General features: G+C 67.4%; 18 protein-coding genes. 7 read left to right on the forward strand and 11 right to left on the reverse strand.

All coding sequences use genetic code 11. From position 1 onward, the window contains the following. Positions 1 to 83: 83 nt before the first annotated feature. Positions 84 to 533 (reverse strand): gamma-glutamylcyclotransferase family protein, encoded by a 450-nt coding sequence (locus tag ACWEIJ_RS01630; RefSeq protein WP_109639156.1) that lies wholly within the window; start codon positions 531 to 533, stop codon positions 84 to 86. Positions 534 to 642: 109 nt separating this feature from the next. Between ACWEIJ_RS01630 and ACWEIJ_RS01635 the strand changes: the two genes are divergently transcribed. Then, the gene (locus ACWEIJ_RS01635; protein WP_449835275.1) at positions 643 to 2,046 is read left to right on the forward strand and encodes an NAD(P)H-quinone dehydrogenase; all 1,404 of its coding nucleotides are present in this window, start codon (positions 643 to 645) and stop codon (positions 2,044 to 2,046) included. 331 nt (positions 2,047 to 2,377) lie between these two features. Next, on the forward strand, positions 2,378 to 2,920 hold the full coding sequence (locus ACWEIJ_RS01640; RefSeq protein WP_449835276.1) for a sortase domain-containing protein: 543 nt from the start codon (positions 2,378 to 2,380) through the stop codon (positions 2,918 to 2,920). 127 nt (positions 2,921 to 3,047) lie between these two features. On the opposite strand, the gene glpK is transcribed toward ACWEIJ_RS01640, so the two are convergent. Together glpK and ACWEIJ_RS01650 are read right to left on the reverse strand one after the other, a co-directional pair. Then, positions 3,048 to 4,556: a glycerol kinase GlpK gene (gene glpK, locus ACWEIJ_RS01645; RefSeq protein WP_449835277.1), complete on the reverse strand. Its 1,509-nt coding sequence runs from the start codon at positions 4,554 to 4,556 to the stop codon at positions 3,048 to 3,050. 13 nt (positions 4,557 to 4,569) lie between these two features. Beyond that, positions 4,570 to 5,313: an MIP/aquaporin family protein gene (locus ACWEIJ_RS01650; RefSeq protein ID WP_449835278.1), complete on the reverse strand. Its 744-nt coding sequence runs from the start codon at positions 5,311 to 5,313 to the stop codon at positions 4,570 to 4,572. Positions 5,314 to 5,597: 284 nt separating this feature from the next. Between ACWEIJ_RS01650 and ACWEIJ_RS01655 the strand changes: the two genes are divergently transcribed. Next, on the forward strand, positions 5,598 to 7,307 hold the full coding sequence (locus ACWEIJ_RS01655; RefSeq protein WP_449835728.1) for a glycerol-3-phosphate dehydrogenase/oxidase: 1,710 nt from the start codon (positions 5,598 to 5,600) through the stop codon (positions 7,305 to 7,307). Between the two features lie 30 nt (positions 7,308 to 7,337). Further along, positions 7,338 to 8,750: an alkaline phosphatase D family protein gene (locus tag ACWEIJ_RS01660; protein WP_449835279.1), complete on the forward strand. Its 1,413-nt coding sequence runs from the start codon at positions 7,338 to 7,340 to the stop codon at positions 8,748 to 8,750. A 260-nt stretch (positions 8,751 to 9,010) separates the two neighbouring features. On the opposite strand, the gene ACWEIJ_RS01665 is transcribed toward ACWEIJ_RS01660, so the two are convergent. Together ACWEIJ_RS01665 and ACWEIJ_RS01670 are read right to left on the reverse strand one after the other, a co-directional pair. Then, positions 9,011 to 9,712 (reverse strand): TauD/TfdA family dioxygenase, encoded by a 702-nt coding sequence (locus ACWEIJ_RS01665; RefSeq protein ID WP_449835280.1) that lies wholly within the window; start codon positions 9,710 to 9,712, stop codon positions 9,011 to 9,013. Between the two features lie 10 nt (positions 9,713 to 9,722). Further along, entirely contained in the window at positions 9,723 to 13,169 is a 3,447-nt protein-coding gene (locus ACWEIJ_RS01670; RefSeq protein ID WP_449835281.1) for an NB-ARC domain-containing protein, read from the reverse strand. Between the two features lie 382 nt (positions 13,170 to 13,551). On the opposite strand from ACWEIJ_RS01670, the gene ACWEIJ_RS01675 reads away from it, so the two are divergent. Further along, on the forward strand, positions 13,552 to 13,950 hold the full coding sequence (locus tag ACWEIJ_RS01675; RefSeq protein ID WP_449835282.1) for a RidA family protein: 399 nt from the start codon (positions 13,552 to 13,554) through the stop codon (positions 13,948 to 13,950). Between the two features lie 26 nt (positions 13,951 to 13,976). Continuing rightward, positions 13,977 to 14,927 (forward strand): threonine ammonia-lyase, encoded by a 951-nt coding sequence (locus tag ACWEIJ_RS01680; protein WP_449835283.1) that lies wholly within the window; start codon positions 13,977 to 13,979, stop codon positions 14,925 to 14,927. A 42-nt stretch (positions 14,928 to 14,969) separates the two neighbouring features. Here ACWEIJ_RS01680 and ACWEIJ_RS01685 read toward each other — a convergent pair whose 3' ends face one another. The 6 genes from ACWEIJ_RS01685 to ACWEIJ_RS01710 all read right to left on the reverse strand — a co-directional run bounded on the left by ACWEIJ_RS01685 (position 14,970) and on the right by ACWEIJ_RS01710 (position 22,868). Next, entirely contained in the window at positions 14,970 to 16,262 is a 1,293-nt protein-coding gene (locus tag ACWEIJ_RS01685; protein WP_449835284.1) for an amidohydrolase, read from the reverse strand. After that, on the reverse strand, positions 16,259 to 17,443 hold the full coding sequence (locus tag ACWEIJ_RS01690; protein WP_449835285.1) for a M20 family metallopeptidase: 1,185 nt from the start codon (positions 17,441 to 17,443) through the stop codon (positions 16,259 to 16,261). The genes ACWEIJ_RS01685 and ACWEIJ_RS01690 overlap by 4 nt, the downstream gene beginning before the upstream one ends. A 197-nt stretch (positions 17,444 to 17,640) precedes the next feature. Then, positions 17,641 to 17,931, reverse strand: a complete 291-nt coding sequence (locus tag ACWEIJ_RS01695) for a hypothetical protein (protein ID WP_449835286.1) — start codon at positions 17,929 to 17,931, stop codon at positions 17,641 to 17,643. Between the two features lie 56 nt (positions 17,932 to 17,987). Beyond that, positions 17,988 to 18,980 carry a methylmalonyl Co-A mutase-associated GTPase MeaB gene (gene meaB, locus ACWEIJ_RS01700; protein ID WP_449835287.1) on the reverse strand — a complete coding sequence of 331 codons (993 nt, stop codon included), beginning with the start codon at positions 18,978 to 18,980 and terminating at the stop codon, positions 17,988 to 17,990. Further along, positions 18,973 to 21,108: a methylmalonyl-CoA mutase gene (gene scpA, locus ACWEIJ_RS01705; protein ID WP_449835288.1), complete on the reverse strand. Its 2,136-nt coding sequence runs from the start codon at positions 21,106 to 21,108 to the stop codon at positions 18,973 to 18,975. Before scpA ends, meaB begins: the two co-directional genes overlap by 8 nt. Then, entirely contained in the window at positions 21,105 to 22,868 is a 1,764-nt protein-coding gene (locus ACWEIJ_RS01710) for a methylmalonyl-CoA mutase family protein (RefSeq protein ID WP_449835289.1), read from the reverse strand. Before ACWEIJ_RS01710 ends, scpA begins: the two co-directional genes overlap by 4 nt. Positions 22,869 to 22,958: 90 nt before the next feature. On the opposite strand from ACWEIJ_RS01710, the gene ACWEIJ_RS01715 reads away from it, so the two are divergent. After that, positions 22,959 to 24,596 carry a serine/threonine-protein kinase gene (locus tag ACWEIJ_RS01715; RefSeq protein ID WP_449835290.1) on the forward strand — a complete coding sequence of 546 codons (1,638 nt, stop codon included), beginning with the start codon at positions 22,959 to 22,961 and terminating at the stop codon, positions 24,594 to 24,596. Positions 24,597 to 24,603 lie beyond the last annotated feature (7 nt).

The raw sequence follows: 24,603 nt of genomic DNA on the forward strand, positions 1-24,603 counted from the left end.
CGGCATCCCGGAATGCCCGCGCGGATCGGCCGGGCGCTTCACCTGCCCGGCTTCCGCAACCAACGCCCGTCAAAACAACCCGATCAGGGCCCGATCCCCTGACAAGGCCGGGTCCGCAGATCGTTCACGTAGTCATCGGGCGCCCCAGCGGCCTCAGCCGCGTCCGCGACCACCCCGATGTACCGAGCCGACGGCAGCCCGCCCTCGTACGCGTCCAGCACGTACAGCCAGGCGACCACGGACCCCTCCAGGGTCTGCACCCGCAGCCGGATCTTCTTGTAGAGGCCGAGCGCCCCCTCCCAGCGGTCGAGGCGCGACTCGTCGCGGGGCGAGACGTCGTAGAGCACGCAGAACGTCTGCGAGTCGGGATCTTCGACGATCGTCGCGAGCGCGCCCTCCCAGCCGAGATCCTCGCCGCCGAAGGTCAGGCGCCAACCCACGAGCCAGCCGGTCCCCGCGAGCGGGGAGTACGGGGCTCGCTCCATCATCTGGTTCGGATCCATGTTCGACCCGTACGCGGCATAGAGCGGCACGTCCGACAGCGTAGCGACCCGGCGATCAGCTTTCGGTACTGACGACACGGGCGATTCGGCCAACGCGTACGGTTGTGCCGGCCAGCAAGCGCGCAGAAGGGAACTGATCGTGACCCGCATCGTCATCATGGGCGGCGGACCCGCAGGTTACGAGGCAGCCCTGGTCGCGGCGCAGCACGGCGCCGACGTGACCGTGGTGGAGAACGACGGGGCCGGTGGCGCGTGCGTCCTGTACGACTGCGTGCCGTCGAAGACCTTCATCGCCTCCGCGGGTGCCCGCAGCGCCTTCCGCAACGCCGGTGAGCTGGGCATTCAGACCAACAACGACCAGGCCGCGGTCGACCTGCCGGTGGTCCACGGACGGGTGAAGGGGCTCGCGCTCGCGCAGTCCGCGGACGTCCGGGCGCGCCTCCAGCGGGAAGGCGTGCGGCTGATCAACGGGCGCGCCAAGTTCGCGGACGGCTCGCGCGGGCTCGCCCAGCACCAGGTCGTCGCCATCAGCGCGAACGGCGAGGAGGAGATCCTCAACGCCGATGTGGTGCTCATCGCAACGGGCGCCACGCCGCGCGTTCTCGACGGCGCGGAGCCCGACGGCAAGCGGGTGCTCACCTGGCGCCAGATCTACGACCTGCCCGAACTGCCCGAGCACCTCGCCGTCATCGGCTCCGGTGTGACCGGTGTCGAGTTCGCCTCCGCCTACACCGAGATGGGCGTGAAGGTGACCATGGTCTCGTCCCGGGACCGGGTGCTGCCCCACGAGGACGCCGACGCGGCCGCGGTGCTGGAGGACGTGTTCGCCGAGCGCGGCACGGCCGTCGTCAAGCACGCCCGCGCGGACCGGGTCGAGAACACCGGTGACGGTGTGCTGATCCACCTGGAAGACGGTCGCACGATCGAGGCGTCGCACGCGCTGATGACGGTCGGTTCGGTGCCGAACACCGCCGACATCGGCCTGGACAAGATCGGCATCGAGCTCGGGCGCGGCGGGTACATCCCGGTCGACAGGGTCAGCCGGACCAACGTCAGCGGTGTCTACGCGGCCGGCGACTGCACCGGTGTGCTGCTGCTCGCGTCCGTGGCCGCCATGCAGGGCCGCATCGCCATGTGGCACGCGCTGGGCGAGGGCGTCAGCCCGATCAAGCTCAAGACCGTCGCCGCGAACGTCTTCACCAACCCCGAGATCGCGAGCGTCGGCATCAGCCAGCAGGCGATCGACTCGGGTGAGGTGCCCGCGCGCACGATCATGCTGCCGCTCGCCACCAACCCGCGGGCCAAGATGGAGGGCCTGCGCCGGGGCTTCGTGAAGCTGTTCTGCCGCCCGGCGACCGGTGTCGTCATCGGCGGTGTGGTGGTCGCGCCGAACGCGAGCGAGCTGATCCTGCCGATCGCGCTGGCCGTGCAGAACCAGTTGACCGTCGAGCACCTCGCCACGACGTTCTCGGTCTACCCTTCGCTGTCGGGCTCCATCACCGAGTCGGGCCGCCAGCTGATGCGGCACGACGACCTCGACTAGGCGACTCCGCAGTTGGAGACAAGAAGATGAAGCTCGTCCTCGCCGGCGTGCTGCTCCTGGTCCTGGCGCTGACGGGTCGCGCTGCGCCGCAGGCCTCCGAGTTACCGTCGGCGTTGACGGTCTCGGCACCGGCAAAGCCGAGACCAGCGCCTTCACACTGTCCGAAGAGGACGCTGAAGGACCAGCGCCGGCGACCTGCCGCTCATCAGGCACCGAGCCAGGGCCGCCGACCGGCGCCCCGCAAGCCGGCGGCGCCACGGCATGATCGAAGAAGTGCCTCGGATCTCATCTGGTCGAGCAACGAACGCACCAGATGTGCGTCAATGAGTTCGTGGGGACTCGTGTCTTGATCGCGGTGCTGAGCGTGGCACTGGCCACGGCCGCCTGTGCGCAGGCGCCGGCACCGAAGCCGTCGGCGGCGACGAGCGATGCCGCTGTCGCGCCGCCGGTGATCTCGCCGCTCGGCGACTCGGACCCGATGGAGCTGCGGATCGAGCGCATCGGCGTGCGGTCGTCGCTGGTCCAGCTCGGCCTCGACCCGCAGGGCCTGGTCCAGCAGCCGCCGGTCAACGAGGGCATGCAGGCCGGTTGGCACCAGACGCACCCGAAGCAGTGGATCATCGTCGGCCGGATCGAGAGCAACAAGGCCAGAGGCGTCTTCTACCGCCTGAACGACCTGCAGCCCGGCGACACCCTCGAAGTGTCCAAGAAGGACGGTTCGGTCGCCCGCTTCACCGTGGCGCGCAGCGAGAGGATCATCCGCGACGACTTCTTCGCCGAGGCGGTCGGGCGGGACGCGGACGAGCAGGGGCTGCGGCTGATCACGTGCGGCACTCCCGACAACGTGATCGTGCACGCCGCTGCTTCGTCCTGATTCGGCGTAGCCCAATCAGGACGAGGCAGCGGCAGGCTTCGCCTCCCGAGGAGTCAACACAGCCTCCCAAGGAGCCAACACAGCCTCGTCCTGACTCGGCGAAGCCCGATCAGGACGAGGCAGCAGGTCAGTCCTGCACCCAGTCGAAGGTCTTCGTGACGGCCTTCTTCCAGTTCGCGTACTCGGACCGCCGGCGGTCGTCGTCCATCTGCGGCTCCCACTTCTTGTCCTGCGCCCAGTTCTCGCGGATGTCGTCCTCGGTCTTCCAGAACCCGACCGCGAGACCGGCCGCGTAGGCGGCGCCGAGCGCGGTCGTCTCGGCGACGACCGGCCGGATCACCGGCACGCCCAGGATGTCCGCCTGGAACTGCATCAGCAGCTCGTTCACGACCATGCCGCCGTCGACCTTCAACGCGGTCAGGTCGACGCCCGAGTCGGCGTTCATCGCGTCGAGCACCTCCCGCGTCTGGAAGGCGGTGGCCTCCAGCACGGCCCGCGCGAGGTGGCCCTTGTTGACGAACCGGGTCAGGCCGACGATCGCGCCACGGGCGTCGGAACGCCAGTACGGCGCGAAGAGGCCGGAGAACGCCGGCACGAAGTACGCGCCACCGTTGTCCTCGACGGACCGCGCGTGCTCCTCGATCTCGGCCGCGGAGCCGATCATGCCGAGGTTGTCGCGCAGCCACTGCACCAGCGAGCCGGTGACCGCGATCGAGCCCTCCAGCGCGTACACCGGAGCCGCGTCACCGATCTTGTAGCAGACGGTGGTGAGCAACCCGTTCTCGCTCATCACCTTCTCGGTACCGGTGTTGAGCAGCATGAAGTTGCCGGTGCCGTAGGTGTTCTTGGCCTCGCCGGGCGAGAGGCAGGCCTGGCCGAACGTCGCCGCCTGCTGGTCGCCGAGGATGCCGGCGATCGGCACCCCGGCCAGCGCGCCGCGTTCGCGCACCTGGCCGTAGACCTCCGACGAGGAACGGATCTCCGGCAGCATCGACATCGGAATGCCCATGTCGGCGGCGATCGACGAGTCCCACCGCAGCGTGTCGAGGTCCATCAGCATGGTGCGCGAGGCGTTCGTCGGGTCGGTGACGTGCACGCCGCCGTCAACCCCGCCGGTCATGTTCCACAGCACCCACGTGTCCATGTTGCCGAACAGCAGGTCGCCGGCTTCGGCACGTTCGCGCGCACCCTCGACGTTGTCGAGGATCCACCGGATCTTGGGACCGGAGAAGTAGGTCGCGAGCGGCAGGCCGACCTTGGCGCGGTAGCGCTCCTGCCCGCCGCCGAGCGCGCCCAGCTCGGCGACGATCTTGTCGGTCCTGGTGTCCTGCCAGACGATGGCGTTGTACACGGGTTCGCCGGTGTTGCGGTCCCACACCACCGCGGTCTCGCGCTGGTTGGTGATGCCGACGGCGGCGATGTCCGAAGTGGTCAGATCGGCCTTGGCGAGCGCGCCCGCGGCGACCTGGCGGGTGTTCTGCCAGACCTCCATCGGGTCGTGCTCGACCCAGCCCGCCTTCGGGAAGATCTGCTCGTGCTCCTTCTGGTCGACCGACACCACCCGACCCGAGTGGTCGAAGATCATGCAACGGGTCGACGTGGTGCCCTGGTCGATCGCGGCCACGTACTGCGTCATGCGAGAAGTCCTTTCAGACCGGGAGAACCAGGTAGAGCAGCGCGGCGAGCGCGCCACCCACGAGGGGGCCGACGACGGGGACCCACGAGTAGGCCCAGTTGGCGTTGCCCTTGTTGCGGATCGGCATGAGGAACGCGTAGGCGATGCGCGGACCGAGGTCGCGCGCCGGGTTGATGGCGTAGCCCGTCGGGCCACCGAGCGAGGTACCGATCACCAGGACGACGAACGCGACACCCGCGTAGCCGAGCGCCGAGTTGCCGAACTGCGGGATCCCGTCGGTCGCCACCTTCGCGCCCGGCGACAGCAGGATCCACGCGACGAGCACGAAGGTGCCGATGATCTCGGACACCAGGTTCCACGGCACGTTCGGCACGGTAGGTCCGGTGGAGAAGATGCCGAGCGTGTTCTGCGGCTCGTCGTGCGTGTCGAACTGCAGCTTGTACGTCGCCCAGCAGAGCATCGCGCCGAGGATCGCGCCGACCATCTGTCCGAGGATGTAGATCGGAACGTCGCTCCACGGCGTCTTGTCCGCGATGGCGAGACCCAGCGTCACCGCCGGGTTGAGGTGCGCCCCGCTCGGGTTCGCGATGCTCGCGCCGGTGAAGACCGCGAAGGCCCAGCCGACGTTCACGAACAGGAAGCCGGTGCTGTTGCCGAGCGTGTTCTTGAGCACCTGGTTCGCGACGACACCGGTGCCCAGGAGGATGAGGACCGCGGTCCCCAGCATCTCCCAAACGAAGATCGAGCCTGCACTCATCGTCGACCTCCTGCAGTCTGCGGCAAGGAGGGAGCGCAAACCCGGAGGTCAGGCCGCGCCGCCCGCCCACAACGTGTTCGGACGCTATTACCGTGCTGATCAGTTGTCCACGCCAAGTGCCCCTGGTCGGGCCATTTTCAGGCCGTTGGCAACTGGTCGTCGCGCCCGTGGGCGAAGGGGCGTTGCTGCAGGTAACGTGATCCGCGAGTCGTCACAGGGAGGCGTCTGTCGTGGCCACGCGCAAGAACGCAGCTGCAGCACCGCAAACCCCCGCCGCCCCGCCGATCACCGGCAGGCTGGGTCCCGCCGAGCGCGAGGAGTCGTGGCAGCGGCTGGGGGCCGAGACGTTCGACCTCGTCGTGATCGGCGGTGGTGTGGTCGGTGTCGGCGCGGCACTCGACGCCGCGACGCGTGGCCTGCGGGTGGCGCTCGTCGAGGCCCGTGACCTCGCGTCGGGCACGTCCAGCCGGTCCTCCAAGCTCTTCCACGGCGGCCTGCGGTACCTGGAGCAGCTCGAGTTCGGTCTGGTCCGCGAGGCACTGCGCGAGCGCGAGCTGATGCTGACGCGCATCGCACCCCATCTGGTGAAGCCGGTGAGCTTCCTCTACCCGCTGTCGAACCGGGTGTGGGAACGCCCGTACACGGCGGCCGGTCTGTTCCTCTACGACACGATGGGCGGCGCCCGGTCCGTGCCGGGGCAGAAGCACCTCACCCGCGCGGGCGCGCTCCGGCTCGTGCCGGCGCTGAAGCGCGACGCGTTGATCGGCGGCATCCGTTACTACGACGCACAAGCCGATGACGCACGGCACACGATGATGGTCGGCCGCACCGCCGCGCACTACGGCGCCGTCGTGCGCACCTCGACCCAGGTGGTCGGGTTCCTGCGCGAGGCCGACCGCGTCTCGGGGGTGCGCGTGCGGGACGTCGAGGACGGTCGCGAGGTCGACGTCCGAGCGCACGCGGTGATCAACGCGACGGGCGTGTGGACGGACGAGCTGCAGCGGCTTTCCGGTTCGCGCGGCCGGTTCCGGGTGCGGGCGTCGAAGGGCGTGCACATCGTCGTCCCGCGCGACCGGATCGTCGCCGAGTCCGGGATGATCCTGCGCACCGAGAAGTCCGTGCTGTTCGTGATCCCGTGGCGCAACCACTGGATCGTCGGCACCACCGACACCGACTGGAACCTCGACCTGGCGCACCCGGCGGCGACCAAGCACGACATCGACTACATCCTCGAACACGTCAACTCGGTGCTCGCGACCCCGTTGACGCACGACGACATCGAGGGCGTGTACGCGGGTCTGCGGCCGTTGCTGGCAGGCGAGTCCGATTCGACCTCGAAGCTTTCGCGTGAACACGCCGTCGCGAGGGTCGCTCCCGGACTGGTCGCGATCGCGGGCGGCAAGTACACGACGTACCGGGTGATGGGTGCGGACGCGGTCGACGCGGCGCACGTGGACCTGCCGGGCCGGATCCAGCCGTCCATCACGGACAAGGTGCCGCTGGTCGGCGCCGACGGCTACCACGCGCTGGTGAACCAGGCCGACCAGCTGGCGGCCAAGCACGGCCTGCACCCGTACCGCGTCCGGCACCTGCTGGACCGCTACGGCTCGTTGGTGCACGAAGTGCTCTCGCTGGCCGCGGACAACCCGGAGCTGCTCAAGCCGATCCCGGCCTCCCCCGACTACCTGCAGGTCGAAGCCGTGTACGCGGCCTCGCACGAGGGCGCGATGCACCTGGAGGACGTGCTGACCCGCCGCACCCGCATCTCCATCGAGTACGCCCACCGCGGCGTCGAGTCGGCGGAGGCGGTGGCCCGGCTGATCGCGCCGGTGCTGGGCTGGGACGACGACGCGATCAAGCGCGAGGTCGAGGTCTACAACGCGCGGGTCGACGCCGAGCGCGCGTCCCAGACCAAGCCGGACGACCAGGCGGCCGACGCGGTCCGCGCCGCGGCACCGGAGGCACGTGCCCAGTTGATCGAACCCGTGAGCTGAGTGTGACCCGCTCCGGGCATGCTGGACTGCATGACTGGGGTTGATCGCAGAACTTTCCTGCTCAGTGCTGCCGTGGCCGGTGCCGCAGCCACTTCCGCCGGTACCGCCCACGCCGCCACCGCGTTGTTCGAGCACGGTGTCGCGTCCGGCGACCCGTTGCCCGACGGGGTGCTGCTGTGGACTCGGGTGGTGACGTCGTCGCCGGTGGCGTGGGAGGTCGCCGCCGACGAGCAGTTCCACCGCGTCGTGCGGCGCGGCACCACGCACGCTTCCGCTGCTCGCGACCACACGGTGAAGGTCGAGGTCCACGGCCTGCGCCCGAACACCCGCTACTGGTACCGCTTCCGCGTCGACGACGTGGTCTCGCCGGTCGGCCGGACCAAGACGGCGGGCTGCGAGTCCGAGCTGAGGTTCGGGGTGGTGTCGTGCGCGAACTGGTCGGTCGGCCACTTCGCCGGCTACGGCTTCCTCGCCCGCGAGGACCTCGACGCCGTCATCCACCTCGGCGACTACATCTACGAGGGCTTCTCCACCGAGCTCCGCGTGCCCGACCCGGCGCACAAGTGCGTGACGCTCGACGACTACCGCCGCCGGCACGCCCAGTACAAGACCGACCCGCACGTGCAGGCGGTCCATGCGGCGCATCCGTTCATCGCAACGTGGGACGACCACGAGAGCGCGGACAACTCGTCGAGCATCGGTTCACCGGCGCACGACCCGGCGACCGACGGCCCGTGGGGTGCCCGCCTGGCCGCCGCGACACAGGCCTACTTCGAGTGGATGCCGGTGCGCGAGGGCAAGCTGGACCGGATCTTCCGCTTCGGCGAGCTGGCCACGCTGAGCATGCTCGACCTGCGCTCGTACCGGACCGACACGACGATCCTCGGTGCCGCCCAGCGGGACTGGCTGATCAACACGCTCACCGCGGACCGCGGCCGCTGGCAGCTCGTCGGCAACTCGGTGATGATCAGCCCGTTCAAGATCCCGCCGCTGCCCGGCCTGCCGCCCTCGAACCCCGACCAGTGGGACGGCTTTCCGGTGGACCGGGAGCTGGTGCTGCGGTCGTTGGGAGAGCGCAGGAACACGGTGTTCCTGACGGGTGACATCCACAGCTCGTGGGCGTGCGACGTGCCGCTCGACGGTCAGTCGGTCGCGACCGAGTACATCGTCACGTCACTGACGTCGGACAACTTCGACGAGCTGCTGAAGGTGCCGCCGCGCACCGGGTCGTTGGTGCTGGAGGCGCAGATCATGGCGCTCAACCCGCACGCCAAGTTCGTGGAGCTGGACTCGCACGGGGTCTCGACGCTGAAGGTCACCGCCGACGAGGTCCGCATGGACTGGTACTACGTGGCCGACAAGAAGGACCCGAACACGCTGGTGACGCGCGCCCACTCGTGGCGCACCCGCCACGACACAGCGCAGACCGAACCGGTGCTGTGAGCGATGAAGGGCTGGGCCAGGGCGAACGAGCCGGGGACGTGTTCCCGCTACCAGCCGAAGTCTTCACAACCGGACGACGCCGGGCACCCGCGCGGACGAGCTGCGGCTCGTTCCAGCGCTGCCAGGCCTCATCCGCGGTCTCGGCGGCTCACGTCCCGCAGAAGCGATCCGTGAGGAATTGAGGATCTGCGTGCATCCGACTCGCTGCGAGAGCGCGTTCTACATCTGACGTTCCGGAACGCGCTCTCGCGGAGGGTGACTCACTCGGCGGCAATCAGCACTCGCCTCAGGTGCCGCCGCTTGTCCTCGAAAGCCGTGCGAGAGTGCAGCATCCGCCAGTTGTCCCACACCAGCAGACCGCCCTTCTGCACCTTCACTGCAACGCAGTTTTCCCGGAAATAGCGAACCCCCACACGCACATATTCTGCCGACAACTCGTCAGAAACCCGCAAGTCGTTGGTGCTGAACCGCAGAACGTCAACCCCGCCGTGCCGCTGCAGGATTGGACTGGTAGCCGCCAGCTCAACGTTCTCCGGCGTTCGGCGCGCAGGGAGGCGCCATTCATACGAGACTTTCATGAAACGTTTACGATCTTCTTCGGAGAAGTGCCTGAGAAGCCCGTAGCCGTCCGCCAACGTGGTTTCGCCGCCAGGCCCCTCCGAGGCATGCACGCCCCACAACGCGACATACCGCGGCGGCAGCTCCGGTGACTCGTACCACTCCGTGTGAGGCGTCAACTCCGCCGTGTTGTAGGCGGACGGAGTAGCGTTCGAAAAGGCCGGATCAGGTCGGATGTCACGGACCAGCTCACCGGCGTACTGCGGAATCAGGGGACCGAGTTCCTTCACCACGTCCGGAAACTCCATCCGCACACCGGTCGGCGCAACGTAGCAGTAGCCGTGCTTCACCAGTCGCTCGGTCAGTTTCGCGTCATCGAGTATGGAACGGTAAACATCCACCACAGTCGACTCCTCACTGTTGAGTCGGCGGCATGAACGCGAAACGATAGATACCGCCGACACTGCCGACACAAACCGAGTTCGAGCCTGGTAGCCAGCACAACGCGTTCGCCTTGCCGTTGGTGCGCATCGCTGCCATCAGCTCCCACGATGCGACTTCCCACACGCGCAGTCCCAAATCGGCCGCAGTCGCCGCCAGCCACCTACCGTCGGTGGAAAAACCCAACTCAGTCGCGCCGAAGGTCGTGTCGAGCTCGGCGACAGGCGCCAGATCGTGTGCCCGCCACACGCGCACACCGTCGCCGCCCGCGGTGGCGATCCACGCTCCGTCCGGGGAGAAGGCACAGCTCCGCACCTCGCTGCCGTGCACGTTTCTGCCCATCTGCTCAAGCCAGCCGCTCGTGCTCCACACCCTCAGCGCCCCGTTCACACTCCCTGTGATGATCCACGAACCATCTTCGGAGAAAGCACAGGAACGCACTGGTTCAGACGGAACTTGAAGCAACGCGTGGACGCACCTCTTCTCCATGCTCCACACGCACACGACCCCATCCTCGCCTACGGTTGCAAGAAGCCTGCCGTCCGACGAGAACCAGCACCCCGTGGCAGCCCCAGAATGACTGACGGGAATCTCTTCCGGCACCCAGCGCTGGGTGTCCCACAACAGCACCGCGCCATCCTCACCTGCGGTGGCGAGAATCTTCTCACTTGGCGAGAAAGCGCAGGAAGAAACCGGTCCAGCGTGCCGAACAAGCATTTGCCGTTCAACCGGGGTATCCGCGTCCCAGATGCACACACCGTCTATTCCTGCGGCCGCGAGCAAGCGGGCGTCCGATGATGCCGCACAGCTGTGCACCGCCCGGTTCTGACCGAAGCCGAGCAGGCCTTCTCGCTCGACGGCGAGGTCCCAGATCCGCACGCTGTGGTCCGCGCCGGCGGTGACGAACCACAGCGCCTCCGAGCCGAAGGCGCAACTCGTCACCGAGTCCGTATGACCACGCAATGACACGCGCTCGGACCAGGAATCGATGCTCCACACACGAACCGTACGGTCCAGCCCAGTGGTGACCAACCATCTCCCATCAGGAGAAAAACCACAGTCACTCACACCACCGACATGGCCACGCAACACCACCTGGCCATCCCAAACATCAGTACCCCACACCCGCACGACCCCAGCGGAATCCCCAGAAACCAACCACTCCCCACCCGGAGAAAACGCACAACACCGCACCTCGTCAGCATGACCGCGCAACAACTCGAACTCGGACCACGAACCGACACTCCACACACGAACCGTACGATCCAGCCCAGTCGTGACCAACCATCTCCCATCAGGAGAAAAACCACAGTCACTCACACCACCGACATGGCCACCCAACACCACCTGGCCATCCCAAACATCAGTACCCCACACCCGCACGACCCCAGCAGAATCCCCAGAAACCAACCACTCCCCACCCGGAGAAAACGCACAACACCGCACCTCGTCAGCATGACCGCGCAACAACTCGAACTCGGACCACGAACCGACACTCCACACACGAACCGTACGATCCAGCCCAGTCGTGACCAACCATCTCCCATCAGGAGAAAAACCACAGTCACTCACACCACCGACATGGCCACCCAACACCACCTGGCCATCCCAAACATCAGTACCCCACACCCGCACGACCCCAGCAGAATCCCCAGAAACCAACCACTCCCCACCCGGAGACAGGGTGCAGACAGCCGCGTCGCCATGCCCGATGGGAAGCACGCGCACAAGCGCCGGGTCCACCGCAGGAATCGGCCAGAGCGTCACCAGATGGGCCACGTTGGCGGGAAGTGTCGCCACGTAGTCGGCGACCAATGAACCGAGCTCGGGGATCTCTCGCAACCTGCTGACCAGCAAATCGCCGAGCGAATGCGGAGGTGCTACCGGTTCAAGCAGGTGCCCTTTCCGCACCAAAGCCCTGCGCAACGCCCGAACGACCTCGCTGTCAACCCTTGCGAGGTCGGACTCGTAAGCCGGCAAACCAAAATTCTGAATCTTCTCCGCAGCCCACCTGAGATCACACACAAGCGCTTCCAGGTCATCGTCGCACTGTGCTTCGGAGAGGTGATAGGCGAGCTTCTTCCACAAGTACTCGGCTGTCCGCGGAAGGCACCACCACCCGTCCTGATCGTCGGGCAGGAATGAGCGCGCGGCTTTCAACAGGTCGGTGTTGACCCGAACGATCCCCTCGTCACCCAGCTCGTGCCGAATGTGATCACGAATGACGTCGTGCAACTGCAACGTGGCCGAACCGCGCCGATAGGCCTTGACCAGGGAAAGTCCAGCCAGATCCTCGCAGAGCCTGCGCGTGTCGGTCGGAGTCAGCGACCAGAGCACCGAGAGCATGGACAGCGGAATGTCGACGTCCTCGGGGAAAATACCCAACGCGAAGTACCGCTCACGCTGCACAGGAGCGAGCAGCCGCAAGCTCGCTGCCACCGTCAGCTTCACCGCGTGATCACGGCTCGCACCGATCCGGACATCCAAGAACGCCGGCCCTTCAGCGCGCAACTGGTCGATCAGCAACCCAACGGCGTCCTGAACCGAGACACCCTCCCGGATGTGCGCCTGCATGGCTCCGTTCACCATGGCGAGCAGGAGCGGCCAGTTGCCGGTCATTTCCACCAGTGGTTTAACGGCAGTTTCGGGAAGATCACCCAGGCCGCGACGCAGGAGCGCGGCCGATTCCCCGCCTTCCATTTCATCGACGTGAATCGTCGTGGCGGTCACCGGCAGGCACCCTGCATTCCGGGTGGTGACCAACCGGGTCGTCTGGCTTCCCGCGAAAAGGAATGGAGCGACTTGGTCCGCACTCCACACGTCGTCGACCACCAGCAGGGTCGGAGGCCGTTGGTCGAGCAGTCCACCGAGATGACGTCCGGCCTGCTCGGCATCCGAGAAGAAAGGTCGGTCGCCTGTCAGTTGGGCCGAGAGGTCGTTCGCTATCGCCGCGACGTCGGAGCCCTTTCGCTCCTCGCCGATCGTGGCCCAGAGCAGGCCGCCGGGATACTCAGCACGGACCTTGGGCAGCGCGCAAACCTGGGCAGCGAGCGTGGTCTTGCCGAAGCCGCCCGCACCGTGCAGTGCGGTAATTCCGATCAGCGCACCTTTCCGTTCGGTGAGCAGTGCCAGCAACGCCGCACTCAGAACAGGTCGATCGATCGGCTCATCGGTAGCGGGAAGCATCCACAACGGAGGTGTGGACTCACGTACGACTTTGGCCGGCATTTTGTTGTCCGCGTTGGCGTACTCGACAACACCCCAGACGCCGCAGACCACGGCGAGCCCCCCGACAAACCACCAGCGCAGGCCGTCGAGGGCCAGTCCACTCGTGATGAGGTTCACCAGCGTTGTCACCGTGATACCGACGATCACGATCACCGCGGCACGCACACCGGGCTTTCTGAACACGAACCTCATGATGTCGCCCCTGGCTCCACACAGTCACCATGATCGATCCGGTTCGGCCATCACACCACGCTCTGACTTCATATCATCGGACGGCGCGCAGAATCGTTACCGCAGTTTGCCGGTACTTGACCCTTTCGTGTCAAATTTTCCACCAATTGTGGAATATTCCAGGCCAGCGGAAACTTATTGCGTTGCCGACCAATACATATCACTCACATGGACCGCCTCGGGTGACGCTCAATAGTCGTACAATCACCCCACGGCTGGACGCCTTCACTATGACATCGGCAGGCACGGTGCAACCCGGTTACCCACAACGATGCCGATTCCGATAGCATGTGCCCAATTTTGAACCGCCAGACAACTATATCGCGATTGGCAGGTGAGGAACGTGTCGATCCTCCCGAACGGGCAGCTCGGAAGCACAGGTGCGCCACTCACACTCGGCCCGTACTCGCCCGCAGTGCGAGCCGGGAACATTGTTTTCGTTTCCGCGCAATCCGGCGTAGACCCAGCGACGAACGAGGTCCCCGAGGGCGGCTTCGAAGCCGAGTGCAGGCAGGCGTTCGTCAACCTCGGAACAACTTTGAAGGCGGTCGGGGCGCAGCTCCACGAGGTGGTCAAAACCACGATTCTCTACGCCGACCTCCAGTACCTGCCGATCATCAACAGGGTCTACGAGGAGACTTTTCCGGTGATGCCGCCGGCACGTACCGCAGCAATCGTCCAGCTCGCGGGTGGCAGGCGAATCGCCGTCGACGCGATAGCTGTGGACTCACCCGCCCAATAGCACACATCCGCTGATTGCGAGCAGCAATGAACCTGGTAACGATTTCAGAGATCCGCCGAGCTGTCGAGGCCACCTCACGACGGACCGTCCGCACACCACTCCTGAACTGTCCTGGATTCGGTGCGGAAAACCTCTGGCTGAAAGCGGAGAATCTTCAGATCACGGGCTCGTTCAAGATTCGCGGTGCCTTCAACGCGGTCAGTCAGCTCTCTCCCGAGCAGATCGCCGCCGGAGTCGTCACCTACTCATCCGGCAATCACGCCCAGGCACTGGCGTACGCCGCCAGAACGATGGGAGCACCCTGCACCGTAGTCATGCCGAGCGACGCCAAAGTGGTGAAGGTCAACGCAACGAAGGAACTCGGTGCGGAAATCTTGCTCGTCCCACCTGCCCAGCGCAAAGCCAAGGCCGAAGCACTGGCGGACGAGCATGGTTTCACGGTAGTCCCGCCATTCGACAGCCCGCACGTGATCGCGGGTCAGGGCACCATCGGAGTGGAGATCATCGAGGACCTGCCACTGGTCGACCTGGTGCTCGTGCCGGTCGGGGGTGGAGCCATTGCCTCGGGAGTTGCGGCAGCGATCAAGGCGTTGAGCCCCGGCACATCCGTGATCGGTGTGGAGCCGGAACTCGCGGCGGACGCCGCGGAGGGCCTGCGCAGTGGTGAGTTGGCGACCTGGTCGATGGACTTGACGGGGCGCACAGTGGCCGATGGCCTGCGCACCAACCTTTCGCCGCTCACGTTCGCGCACCTTCGCGAGCATCTGGACGGCATCGTGACGGTGTCCGAGGACGAGATCCTGAGCACTGTCCGGATGCTCGCGACGCAGGCGCACCTGATCGTCGAGCCGAGTGGCGCGGTCGCTGCCGCCGCCTATCTGCATCATCGTTCTTCGCTGCCCGGCGGGCGATGCGCGGCCGTGCTCTCGGGTGGAAACATCGACACGGGGCTGCTGGCTGGTCTGCTGAACGACTGAGCAATGTGGGGCGTACCGCACAGACGGCGCGCCCCACATCCGTTAGGCCAACGCGGCAAGAGCCGCGTGCACCATGACCCTCGTACCGACCAACAAGGCCCGCTCGTCCAGATCGAACGTGGGCTGATGCAGGTCGCGCTGCGGCCCTTCTCCCGACCACACGCCGAGGCGTCCGAACGAGCCCGGCACGTGCTCCAGGTACCAGCCGAAGTCCTCGCCTGCCGACGACTGTTCCGTGCCGGCCAGCGCGTCCTCGCCAAGCGCTGCCTCGATGCCCGCCCGCAGGATCGCGGTGCTCTCCGCGGCGTTCACAACGGGCGGCACACCTCGACGGTGGTGCAGGTCGAAGCCGACACCGGTGGGACCGAGCAGATAGCCGATCAGGTCGCGGACGAGCGGCTCCAGTTCGGCCCAGATCTCGTGGCTGCCCGTGCGGAGCGTTCCCCGGAGCACACCTTCCTGCGGCACGACGTTCGGCGCTTCACCGGCGTGCGCCGCGCCCCACACGAGGACGGTGCCCGAACGAGGATCGACCCTGCGGGACAGCAACGACGGCAAACCTGTGATCACGGTGCCCATGGCATGGACCAGATCAGCCGTCAGGTGCGGACGCGAGGTGTGCCCACCAGGCGAGGTGAGCCGGAGTTCGATGAGGTCGCTCGCCGAGGTGATGGAGCCGATCCGCGTACCGATCCTGCCCACCTGAAGCCTGGGGTCGCAGTGCAGGCCGAAGATCTGCTCAACACCGTCGAGACCGCCAGCCGCCAGCACGTCGAGCGCACCACCGGGCATGACCTCTTCAGCGGGCTGGAAGATCAGCCGAACCCTCCCCGGGAGTTGGGGAGCGGACGCAAGCGCGAGAGCGGCGCCCAGCAGCACCGTCGTATGACCGTCATGGCCACAAGCGTGACTGACGCCGGGAACTGTCGACTGGTGATCCAGGCCTGTGCGTTCGGGCAGCGGCAGCGCGTCGATGTCGGCGCGCAACGCCACGCACCTGGGCCCGCTGCCCACCTCGCACACCGCACCCGTACCACCGGGAAGCACGCGAGGCTTCAACCCTGCCGAGCGCAGCAGGTCGACGATGAGACGAGTGGTGTTGTGCTCCTGGCGCGACAGCTCAGGATGCGCGTGGATGTGCCGCCGCCACCCGACTACTTCAGCCGCGTTGCGCTTCAGCCAATCATCAAGCCACTCCGGCCCTCGTCCTGCTCCGAAGTCTTCCACAGTGGACATGGTGGCGTATGACAGGTCCGCCAGCGCACCGTTGGAGGGAACTTCCTCCAGCAGACCGCCATCGTGCGCCAGGTCGAGACCGGGATCCAGAATACTCATTTCGCACTCACAACGCTGTCGGCCGCAGCGAGCAGCCGTGCGCGCTGCTGGGAATCGGTGGCTGTCGCGATCGTCGTCCAGGCCATGGCAAGTGCTCCGTCCAGGAGCGCACGGTCGGCCGACGCCGAGGCACAGGCGGTCGCGAACTCTAGTTGGTGGTTCACCGCGTCTCCGCAGTCGATGGCAATGGTCGGGTGGATTGCGGGCAACACTCTGGTGACGTTGCCCATGTCGGTGCTCCCGATCTTCTCCCGCTGTTCCTGATCGGGTGAAAGCGGTCGTCGTCCCAGCTCAGTGGCCGCACGCCGGTAGGCGTCCGCAAGCCACGGGTCAGGAGTCAGCTCGGCGTAGATCGGTGAGACCTGCACGACCTCATGGGTGCAGCCGGTCGCGAGTGCGCCGGCTCGAAAGCAGTCCCGGATCCGGTTCTCCAGGCGCTGCAACGATTCCAGGTTCTCCGCCCTCACATCGAACATCGCCGAGGCGCGAGCGGGTATTACGTTCGGCACGGTGCCGCCGTTGGTGACGATCCCCGAGACCATCTGGCCGGGCTCCAGGTGCTGCCGCAGCAGGCTGATCGAGATCTGTGCGACCGTCACCGCGTCCGCGGCGTTGATGCCGAGGTGCGGGGCGGCGGCCGCGTGCGACGGCTTGCCCGTGTAGTGCACTTCGAGGTCGGTGATGGCGAGCGACTTCGCGGCGCACGACTCGTACGGCGCGGGGTGCACCATCATCGAGAACGAGACGTCGTCGAACACGCCCCGTTCGAGCAGGAGCACCTTGCCGCCGCCGACCTCTTCCGCCGGAGTACCGATCACCTTCACGGTGATACCCAGTCGGTCGGCGATGTCACGCAGAGCGAGTGCGGTACCGACCGAAGCGGCGGCGATGACGTTGTGCCCGCACGCGTGTCCGACCTCGGGCAACGCGTCGTACTCGGCACAAAGTCCCAGCACCAGCTCGCCGTCGCCGCAGGTCGCGACGAACGCGGTGTCGAGGCCCGCCACCCCGCGGTCGATCTCGAAACCCTCGCGGGCGAGCAGCGAAGTGATCTTCTCGACGCTGCGGTGCTCCTGAAACGCCAGCTCAGGCTCGGCGTGCAGCGAGTGCGAGAGGTCCACCAGCGCGTCGGAGTACCGCTCGACGGTCGAGCGTGTGCTGATCTTCAAGTCGGTACTCATTTGCTCACCATCCTGCATCACCACCTGTGAGGCGCGGTGCGCTGATGATGATCAACCGGCTGGCCGGTCGCAGCGCTGCGCCGAGCGGCGAGCGAGTTTCGGTCTGACCGATCAACGATGACGCAAATGGTCGGGAGGCACGCTTAATTTTGACTATTACGTCTCACCCAGTGGGACACGTCGCCCAGTGTTAACGACTAGCCCTTCTTGGCCGCCCGCTCCTTGCGCCACTTCGCCCACCGCTTCTTGTTGCGGTAGTAGACCAGCACGAACAGGAACAGCGCGATCCCGCCGATCCACAGCTTGCGCTTGGTCTCCTGGCGTACTTCAGGCGACGGTTCCTGCGGCGCGTTCACGCTCGGACCCGGATTCGCTGTCTGCCCGGCCGCCACCACCGGCGCGTTCGGCGCCTCTTGCGCGGACGCCACACCGGCGATCCCGAGAACGCTCATCAGCGCGAACACGCAGGCCAGCAGCAACCTCGACATGGCCTGAACTCTACCTCGAATACCACGATCGAAGGTCACCCAAACTAGTTACAGCGCTACCGAGAGTCCGATTGAAACGCCTGCAAAAGCTGCTCGGCGGCCAGCGTCGCGGTCAGCTCGCCCGACCTGACCTTCTCCTCCAAAGAGGGTGCCAACGCGCGCACGTTCGCACTCTCCCGCACCTGCCGCCACAGTTCGTCGTGGACCATCATCCAGGTCCACTCGACCTGCTGACGCCGACGGCGTTCGTCCAGCTCACCGGCGTCCCTCAAGGTGGACTGGTGTTCCAGCACGCGGGACCACAGCTCGTCCAGCCCGGCCCCGGTGAGGCCGGAGCACGTCAGCACCGGCGGGTGCCACAACGCGTCCGGCGGGCGCAGCAGCTTGAGGGCTCCGGCCAGCTCACGGGCGGCCTTGCGGGCGTCCAGCTCGTGCTCACCGTCGGCCTTGTTGACCGCGATGACGTCCGCGAGCTCCAGGATGCCCTTCTTGATGCCCTGCAGCTGGTCGCCGGTGCGCGCCAGGGTCAGGAACAGCGAGCAGTCCGTCATGTTCGCGACGGCCACCTCCGACTGCCCGACGCCGACCGTCTCGACCAGCACCACGTCGAACCCGGCCGCCTCGACCAGCACGATCGTCTCGCGGGTGGCCTGCGCGACGCCGCCGAGCGTGCCGGACGTCGGCGACGGGCGGATGAACGCCTCCTGGTCGACCGACAGCCGGGCCATGCGCGTCTTGTCGCCCAGAATGCTGCCGCCGGTGCGGGTGGACGACGGGTCAACGGCGAGCACCGCCACCCGATGGCCCTTCTCGGTGAGCATGGTGCCCAACGCGTCGATGAACGTCGACTTGCCCACGCCGGGTACGCCGGTGATGCCGACCCGGATCGCGTTGCCCGACTTGGGCAGCAGCTCGATCAGCAGCTCCTGCGCCTTCGCGCGGTGGTCCGCTCGCTTGGACTCGACGAGCGTGATCGCCCTCGCCAGGACGCCTCGGTTGCCTTCGAGGACGCCCTTGGTGAGCTCGGCGACGTCGATCACCCTAGCCATGGTGGCCGAGCTGGTCCGCGAGTTTCACCAGAAGGTCCTTGGCCGCGTCGGCGATCACCGTGCCGGGCGGGAAGATCGCCGAAGCGCCCGCCGCGTACAGCTCGTCGAAGTCCTGCGGCGGGATCACGCCACCGACGACGATCATGATGTCCGCGCGGTCGAGCTTGGCGAGCTCCTCCCTGAGCGCGGGCACCAGCGTGAGGTGACCGGCGGCCAGCGAGGACACGCCGACGATGTGCACGTCGGCCTCCACGGCCTGGCGCGCGACCTCCTCCGGCGTCTGGAACAGCGGGCCGACGTCGACGTCGAAGCCGAGGTCCGCGAACGCCGTCGCGATCACCTTCTGGCCGCGGTCGTGCCCGTCCTGCCCCATCTTGGCGACCAGGATGCGCGGACGGCGTCCCTCCTCCTCCGCGAACGCCTCGACGACCTCGCGGCAGGCGTCCACGTTGGACACTTCGCCGACCTCCTGGCGGTAGACACCGGTGATGGTGCGGATCTGCGCGCTGTGCCGCCCCCACACCTTGCCGAGCGACTCGGAGATCTCGCCGACGGTCGCCTTGGCGCGGGCGGCGTTGATCGCCAGCTCCAGCAGGTTGCCGCCGCCGGTCGCGGCGTTCGTCAGCTGCTGGAGCGCACTGTCCACAGCGGACTGGTCGCGTTCCTCCCTGAGCCTGCGCAGCTTTTCGAGCTGCTGCGCGCGCACGCCGGCGTTGTCGACCTTGAGGACCTCGATCTGCTCGTCGTCGGCCACCAGGTACTTGTTGACGCCGATGACGGGCTGCCGGCCGGAGTCGATGCGCGCCTGCGTGCGGGCGGCGGCCTCCTCGATGCGCAGCTTCGGGATGCCCTCGTCGATCGCGCGGGCCATGCCGCCCGCCTTCTCGACCTCGGTGATGTGCTCCCAGGCCTTCTTGGCGAGCTCGTTGGTGAGCCGCTCGACGTACGCGCTGCCGCCCCACGGGTCGATGACGCGCGTCGTGCCGGACTCCTGCTGGAGAAGAAGCTGGGTGTTGCGGGCGATGCGCGCGGAGAAGTCGGTGGGCAGCGCGAGCGCCTCGTCGAGTGCGTTGGTGTGCAACGACTGCGTGTGGCCCTGCGTCGCCGCCATCGCCTCGACGCACGTCCGCGCGACGTTGTTGAACACGTCCTGCGCGGTGAGCGACCACCCGCTCGTCTGGCAGTGGGTGCGGAGGCTGAGGGACTTCGCGGACTTCGGTTCGAACGTCTGCACGAGCTTCGCCCAGAGCAGGCGGGCGGCCCGCATCTTGGCGATCTCCATGAAGAAGTTCATGCCGACCGCCCAGAAGAAGCTGAGCCGCGGCGCGAACGCGTCGACGTCGAGGCCGGCCGCCTTGCCTGCGCGGATGTACTCGACGCCGTCCGCGAGCGTGTAGGCCAGCTCCAGATCGGCCGTCGCCCCGGCCTCCTGCATGTGGTAGCCGGAGATCGAGATGGAGTTGAACTTCGGCATGTGACCGCTGGTGAAGCTGAAGATGTCGGAGATGATCCGCATCGACGGCTGCGGCGGGTAGATGTAGGTGTTGCGGACCATGAACTCCTTGAGGATGTCGTTCTGGATCGTCCCCATGAGCTGCTCCGGCTTCACCCCCTGCTCCTCCGCCGCCACGACGAACAGGGCGAGGATCGGCAGCACCGCGCCGTTCATCGTCATCGACACGGACATCTTGTCCAGCGGGATGCCGTCGAACAACGTGCGCATGTCGTAGATCGAGTCGATCGCCACGCCCGCCATGCCCACGTCACCGGCCACGCGCGGGTGATCCGAGTCGTAACCGCGGTGCGTGGCGAGGTCGAACGCGACGCTCAGACCCTTCTGACCGGCCGCGAGGTTGCGGCGGTAGAAGGCGTTCGACTCCTCGGCCGTCGAGAAGCCCGCGTACTGCCGGATCGTCCACGGCTGGTTGACGTACATCGTCGGGTACGGGCCGCGCAGGAACGGCGCGATGCCGGGGTAGGTCCGCAGGAAGTCCAGTCCGTCCACATCGGACGGTCCGTAGACCGGCTTGACCGCGATGCCCTCCGGCGTCTCCCACGCCGGCAGGTCGGCCTCGTACTTCGCCGACGGGAGCGGGCCGAGGTCGATGTCCGCGAAGTTGGGGATCATCGCTCCACTCCCAGGAAGTCGAAGGTGTTGTTCAGGATCTCCAGTGCCGGGCAACCCAGGTGCACGTAGCCGTCGACGTTCGCGTCGGTCCTCTTGCCCGCCAGGAGTACCCGTTCCGCGCCCGCTTCGCGCAGGGCCTCTTCCGTCGCGACGGCCTGGTCGGCGTAGCTGGTGTCGCTGCCGCAGATGACCGCGATCCTGGCTCCGGAGGCCCTGAACTTCTCGGCGACGTCTTCCGGGGTCCTGGTCGGGCCCGCGTTCGGGGTGGCGAAACCGCCCGCGTTGAACAGGTTCGCGGCGAAGGTGGCGCGCGCGGTGTGGGCGGCGACCGGGCCGAGGGTGGCGAGGAAGACCTGCGGGCGTTCGGGCTGTGCGTCGGCGAGGTCGCGCAGCTCCTCGAAGGCCTGGGCGTACCGAACGCGCGGCAGCCCGAAACTGTCAGACCCGCTTGGGAGAATTGGGATGGGGGGTGCATCCCCCCTGGGGGTCTGCGAATCCGAATCGATTCCGGGGGCGGGCTCGCGCACGACCGGCTTCTCGGCCAGGTTCGGGAACTCGCTGACGCCCGTGATCGGGTCGCTCCGGTCGGCGAGCCGAGCCGAGCGCGCGGCCCACGTCTCGGCGATCCGGGAGGCGATGAGCTCACGCGCGGCGGCGAACCCGCCCGCGCGTTCGATCTCCTGGAACCACGTCCAGGCGGCAGCGGCCAGCTCGTCGGTCAGCTTCTCCACGTACCAGGACCCGGCCGCGGGGTCGATCACCTCGCCGAGGTGCGACTCCTCCAGCAGCAGGTTCTGCGTGTTGCGCGCGATCCGGCGGGCGAACTCGTCCGGCAGCCCGATCGCCGCGTCGAACGGCTGCACCGTCACCGCGTCGGCACCGCCGAGACCGGCGGCGAGCGTCGCCACCGTGGTGCGCAGCATGTTCACCCACGGGTCGCGCCGGGTCATCATCGCGCTGGACGTCACCGCGTGCTGCACCTGCGGCACGTCCGCACCGGACACCTCGGCGACCCGCGCCCACAGCCGGCGCGCGGCGCGCAGCTTGGCGATGGTCGTGAACTGGTCGGCGGTCGCGGCGTAGCGGAACTCCAGCTGCGCGAACGCCTGCGCGACGCTCAGCCCCGCGTCCGTCAAGGCACGCAGGTGCGACACCGCCAGGGCCAGTGAGGCCCCGAGCTCCTCGGAGTCCGAACCGCCCGCGTCGTGGAACGGCAGCGCGTCGACGACGACGGTCCGCAGGTTCGGGAACTGCTCGACGGCCTGCCTGATGACGTCGAGAGCGTCACCGGAAGGGGTGAGGGCGAGGTTGCCGCGCACCTGGTCGGGCAGCAGCGGTGCCTGGTCGTAGATCCGCAGCATCGTGCGCGCGGCCTCGACGTCGCCGTCCAGCACGATCGGCGCGAGGTCGAGGTAGACGCCGTCCAGCACGCGTTCGAGCGACGAGGCGGGCAGCGCGAGCCACAGCGAGGTGACGCCGCCCTCCAGGTCGTTCATCACCGCGACGGGATCGGGTACGGAGTGGCGCTGGCGGACGTCCCAGCCCTGCTTGGCGGGCGCGAGCGCGTACGGCACCGGCAGCGCGTCGTCGAGGGTGTACAGCGGCTGCAGTTCGATGCCGTCGTACGTCTTGGTGATCAGCGATTCGAAGCTCGCGCCGGTCTTGCTCAGGACGGCGTCGACCATCTCTCGCCACTGTTCCCGCGTGGCCGCGGGGAACTCGTTCGGGCGGAATTCGGCGGGCAAGGCCAACTCCATCATGCGTTGCAGTGTTACCGACCAGTACCGACACGGCTATGTGAGGTTCACCGCCGTTAACGATGCAGTCAGTGTGTCAGGAAGAATTGAAGCGTGGACAAAGCTGACCTGAAGCGCCTGATCGCGGACCGGTACCGGCTGCTGCACGTGCTGGGTCAGGGCTCGATGGGCACGGTGTGGGCCGCGCACGACGAGGTGCTGGGCAGGCAGGTCGCCGTCAAGGGCATCCTGCACACCCCCGGCATGCCCGACAACGCTGCCGACGAGCTGCGGGAACGGACGATGCGCGAGGCACGGGCCATCGCCGCGCTGTCTCACCCGAACCTCGTGACGCTCTACGACGTCGTCCAGCACGACGGCGACCCGTACGTGGTGATGGAGCTGGTGCCGTCGCGCAGCCTGGGCGAGGTGCTGCAGGAGCAGGGCTGCCTCACCGAGAAGCAGGGCGCCGCGGTGCTGGACGCGGTCGCGGCGGCGCTGGCGTCGGCGCACCGGGCCGGGATCACGCACCGGGACGTGAAGCCGGGCAACGTGCTGATCGCCGACGACGGACGGGTGAAGCTCACGGACTTCGGCATCGCGCGCAACGTCGCCGAGGCCACCATGACCGCGCGCGGCATCACGCTCGGCACGCCCGCCTACATCGCGCCCGAGGTCGCCCAGGGCGGTGACGTCTCCGAGGCGGCCGACCGGTGGTCGCTGGGCGCCACGATGTGGGCCGCGATGGCCGGCGAGCCGCCGTACGTGGGCAAGAACGTCATGCAGACGATCAACGCCGTGATCAACGGCGACGTGCCGGTGCCCGCGGGCGCCGGGCGGCTCGGGCCCGTGATCAGCGGGTTGATGCAGAAGGAGCCGTCGGAGCGCATGTCGCTGGTCGACGTTCGGCGGAAGGTCTACCAGCTGCTGCCCGAACCCGGCACCGACGCGTTCGAGGTCCGCGAGGCCGTGCCGCTGCCGGTGGTCGTGCGGCCGAAGCCGAAGATCGAACCGGACGCGCCGCTGGCCGACGATCCGGGGCCGTTGCCGTTCATGATCACCAAGCCGATCACGCCGCAGCGGCGGCGAGGGCCGGCGGCCACGACGTTCCTGCTGGTCGCTGCCCTGTTGCTGTTCGTGGCGGGGTCGGGTGGCGGGTTCGCGCTGATCCGGCTGACGGCCGGGGCGTCGCTGCTGCCGCCGACCCAGCAGACGGTGCAGACGCTGCCGACCCTGCCCACGTCACCGACGCTGGAGCCGCGCACCGCGTCCGCCGTGACGGCGATCGGCGACCAGGGAGGGAAGTTCAAGCTGAGCGTCGAGGCGAACTGGTCGACCTACGCCGAGCAACGCGCGGCCGACAAGCTGATGCCCGCGTCCTCGGTCGTGCACTTCGTGTCCGACACCGGTGCGTACGAGGTCACGGTGCAGCGGTTCCCCGACTTCTACCCGAAGCGGTCCATCAGCGCGTACACGGCCAGCGTGCAGGCGCGGTGGCCGAGCCGGTTCTTCGGCGGCGACAAGGTGCTCACGCCCAACCTCGCGGGGCCGCGCACCGAGGACAGCATCCAGTTCATCTACAAGACGGTGGAGGGTGACGAACCCAACGCGCTGAGGAGGTCGCACTTCTCCCGCGTGCTGCCGTACGGCAACGACCTGTGGGTGATCGAAGTGGTGGTGCCCACAGAGCAGGAGGACGAGGCACGCGTGCGGCTGTTCGACGCGATCGCCTCGACGTTCGCCCCGGTTTAAGCTCTCG

The organism is Lentzea sp. NPDC004789 (genome assembly GCF_053601075.1).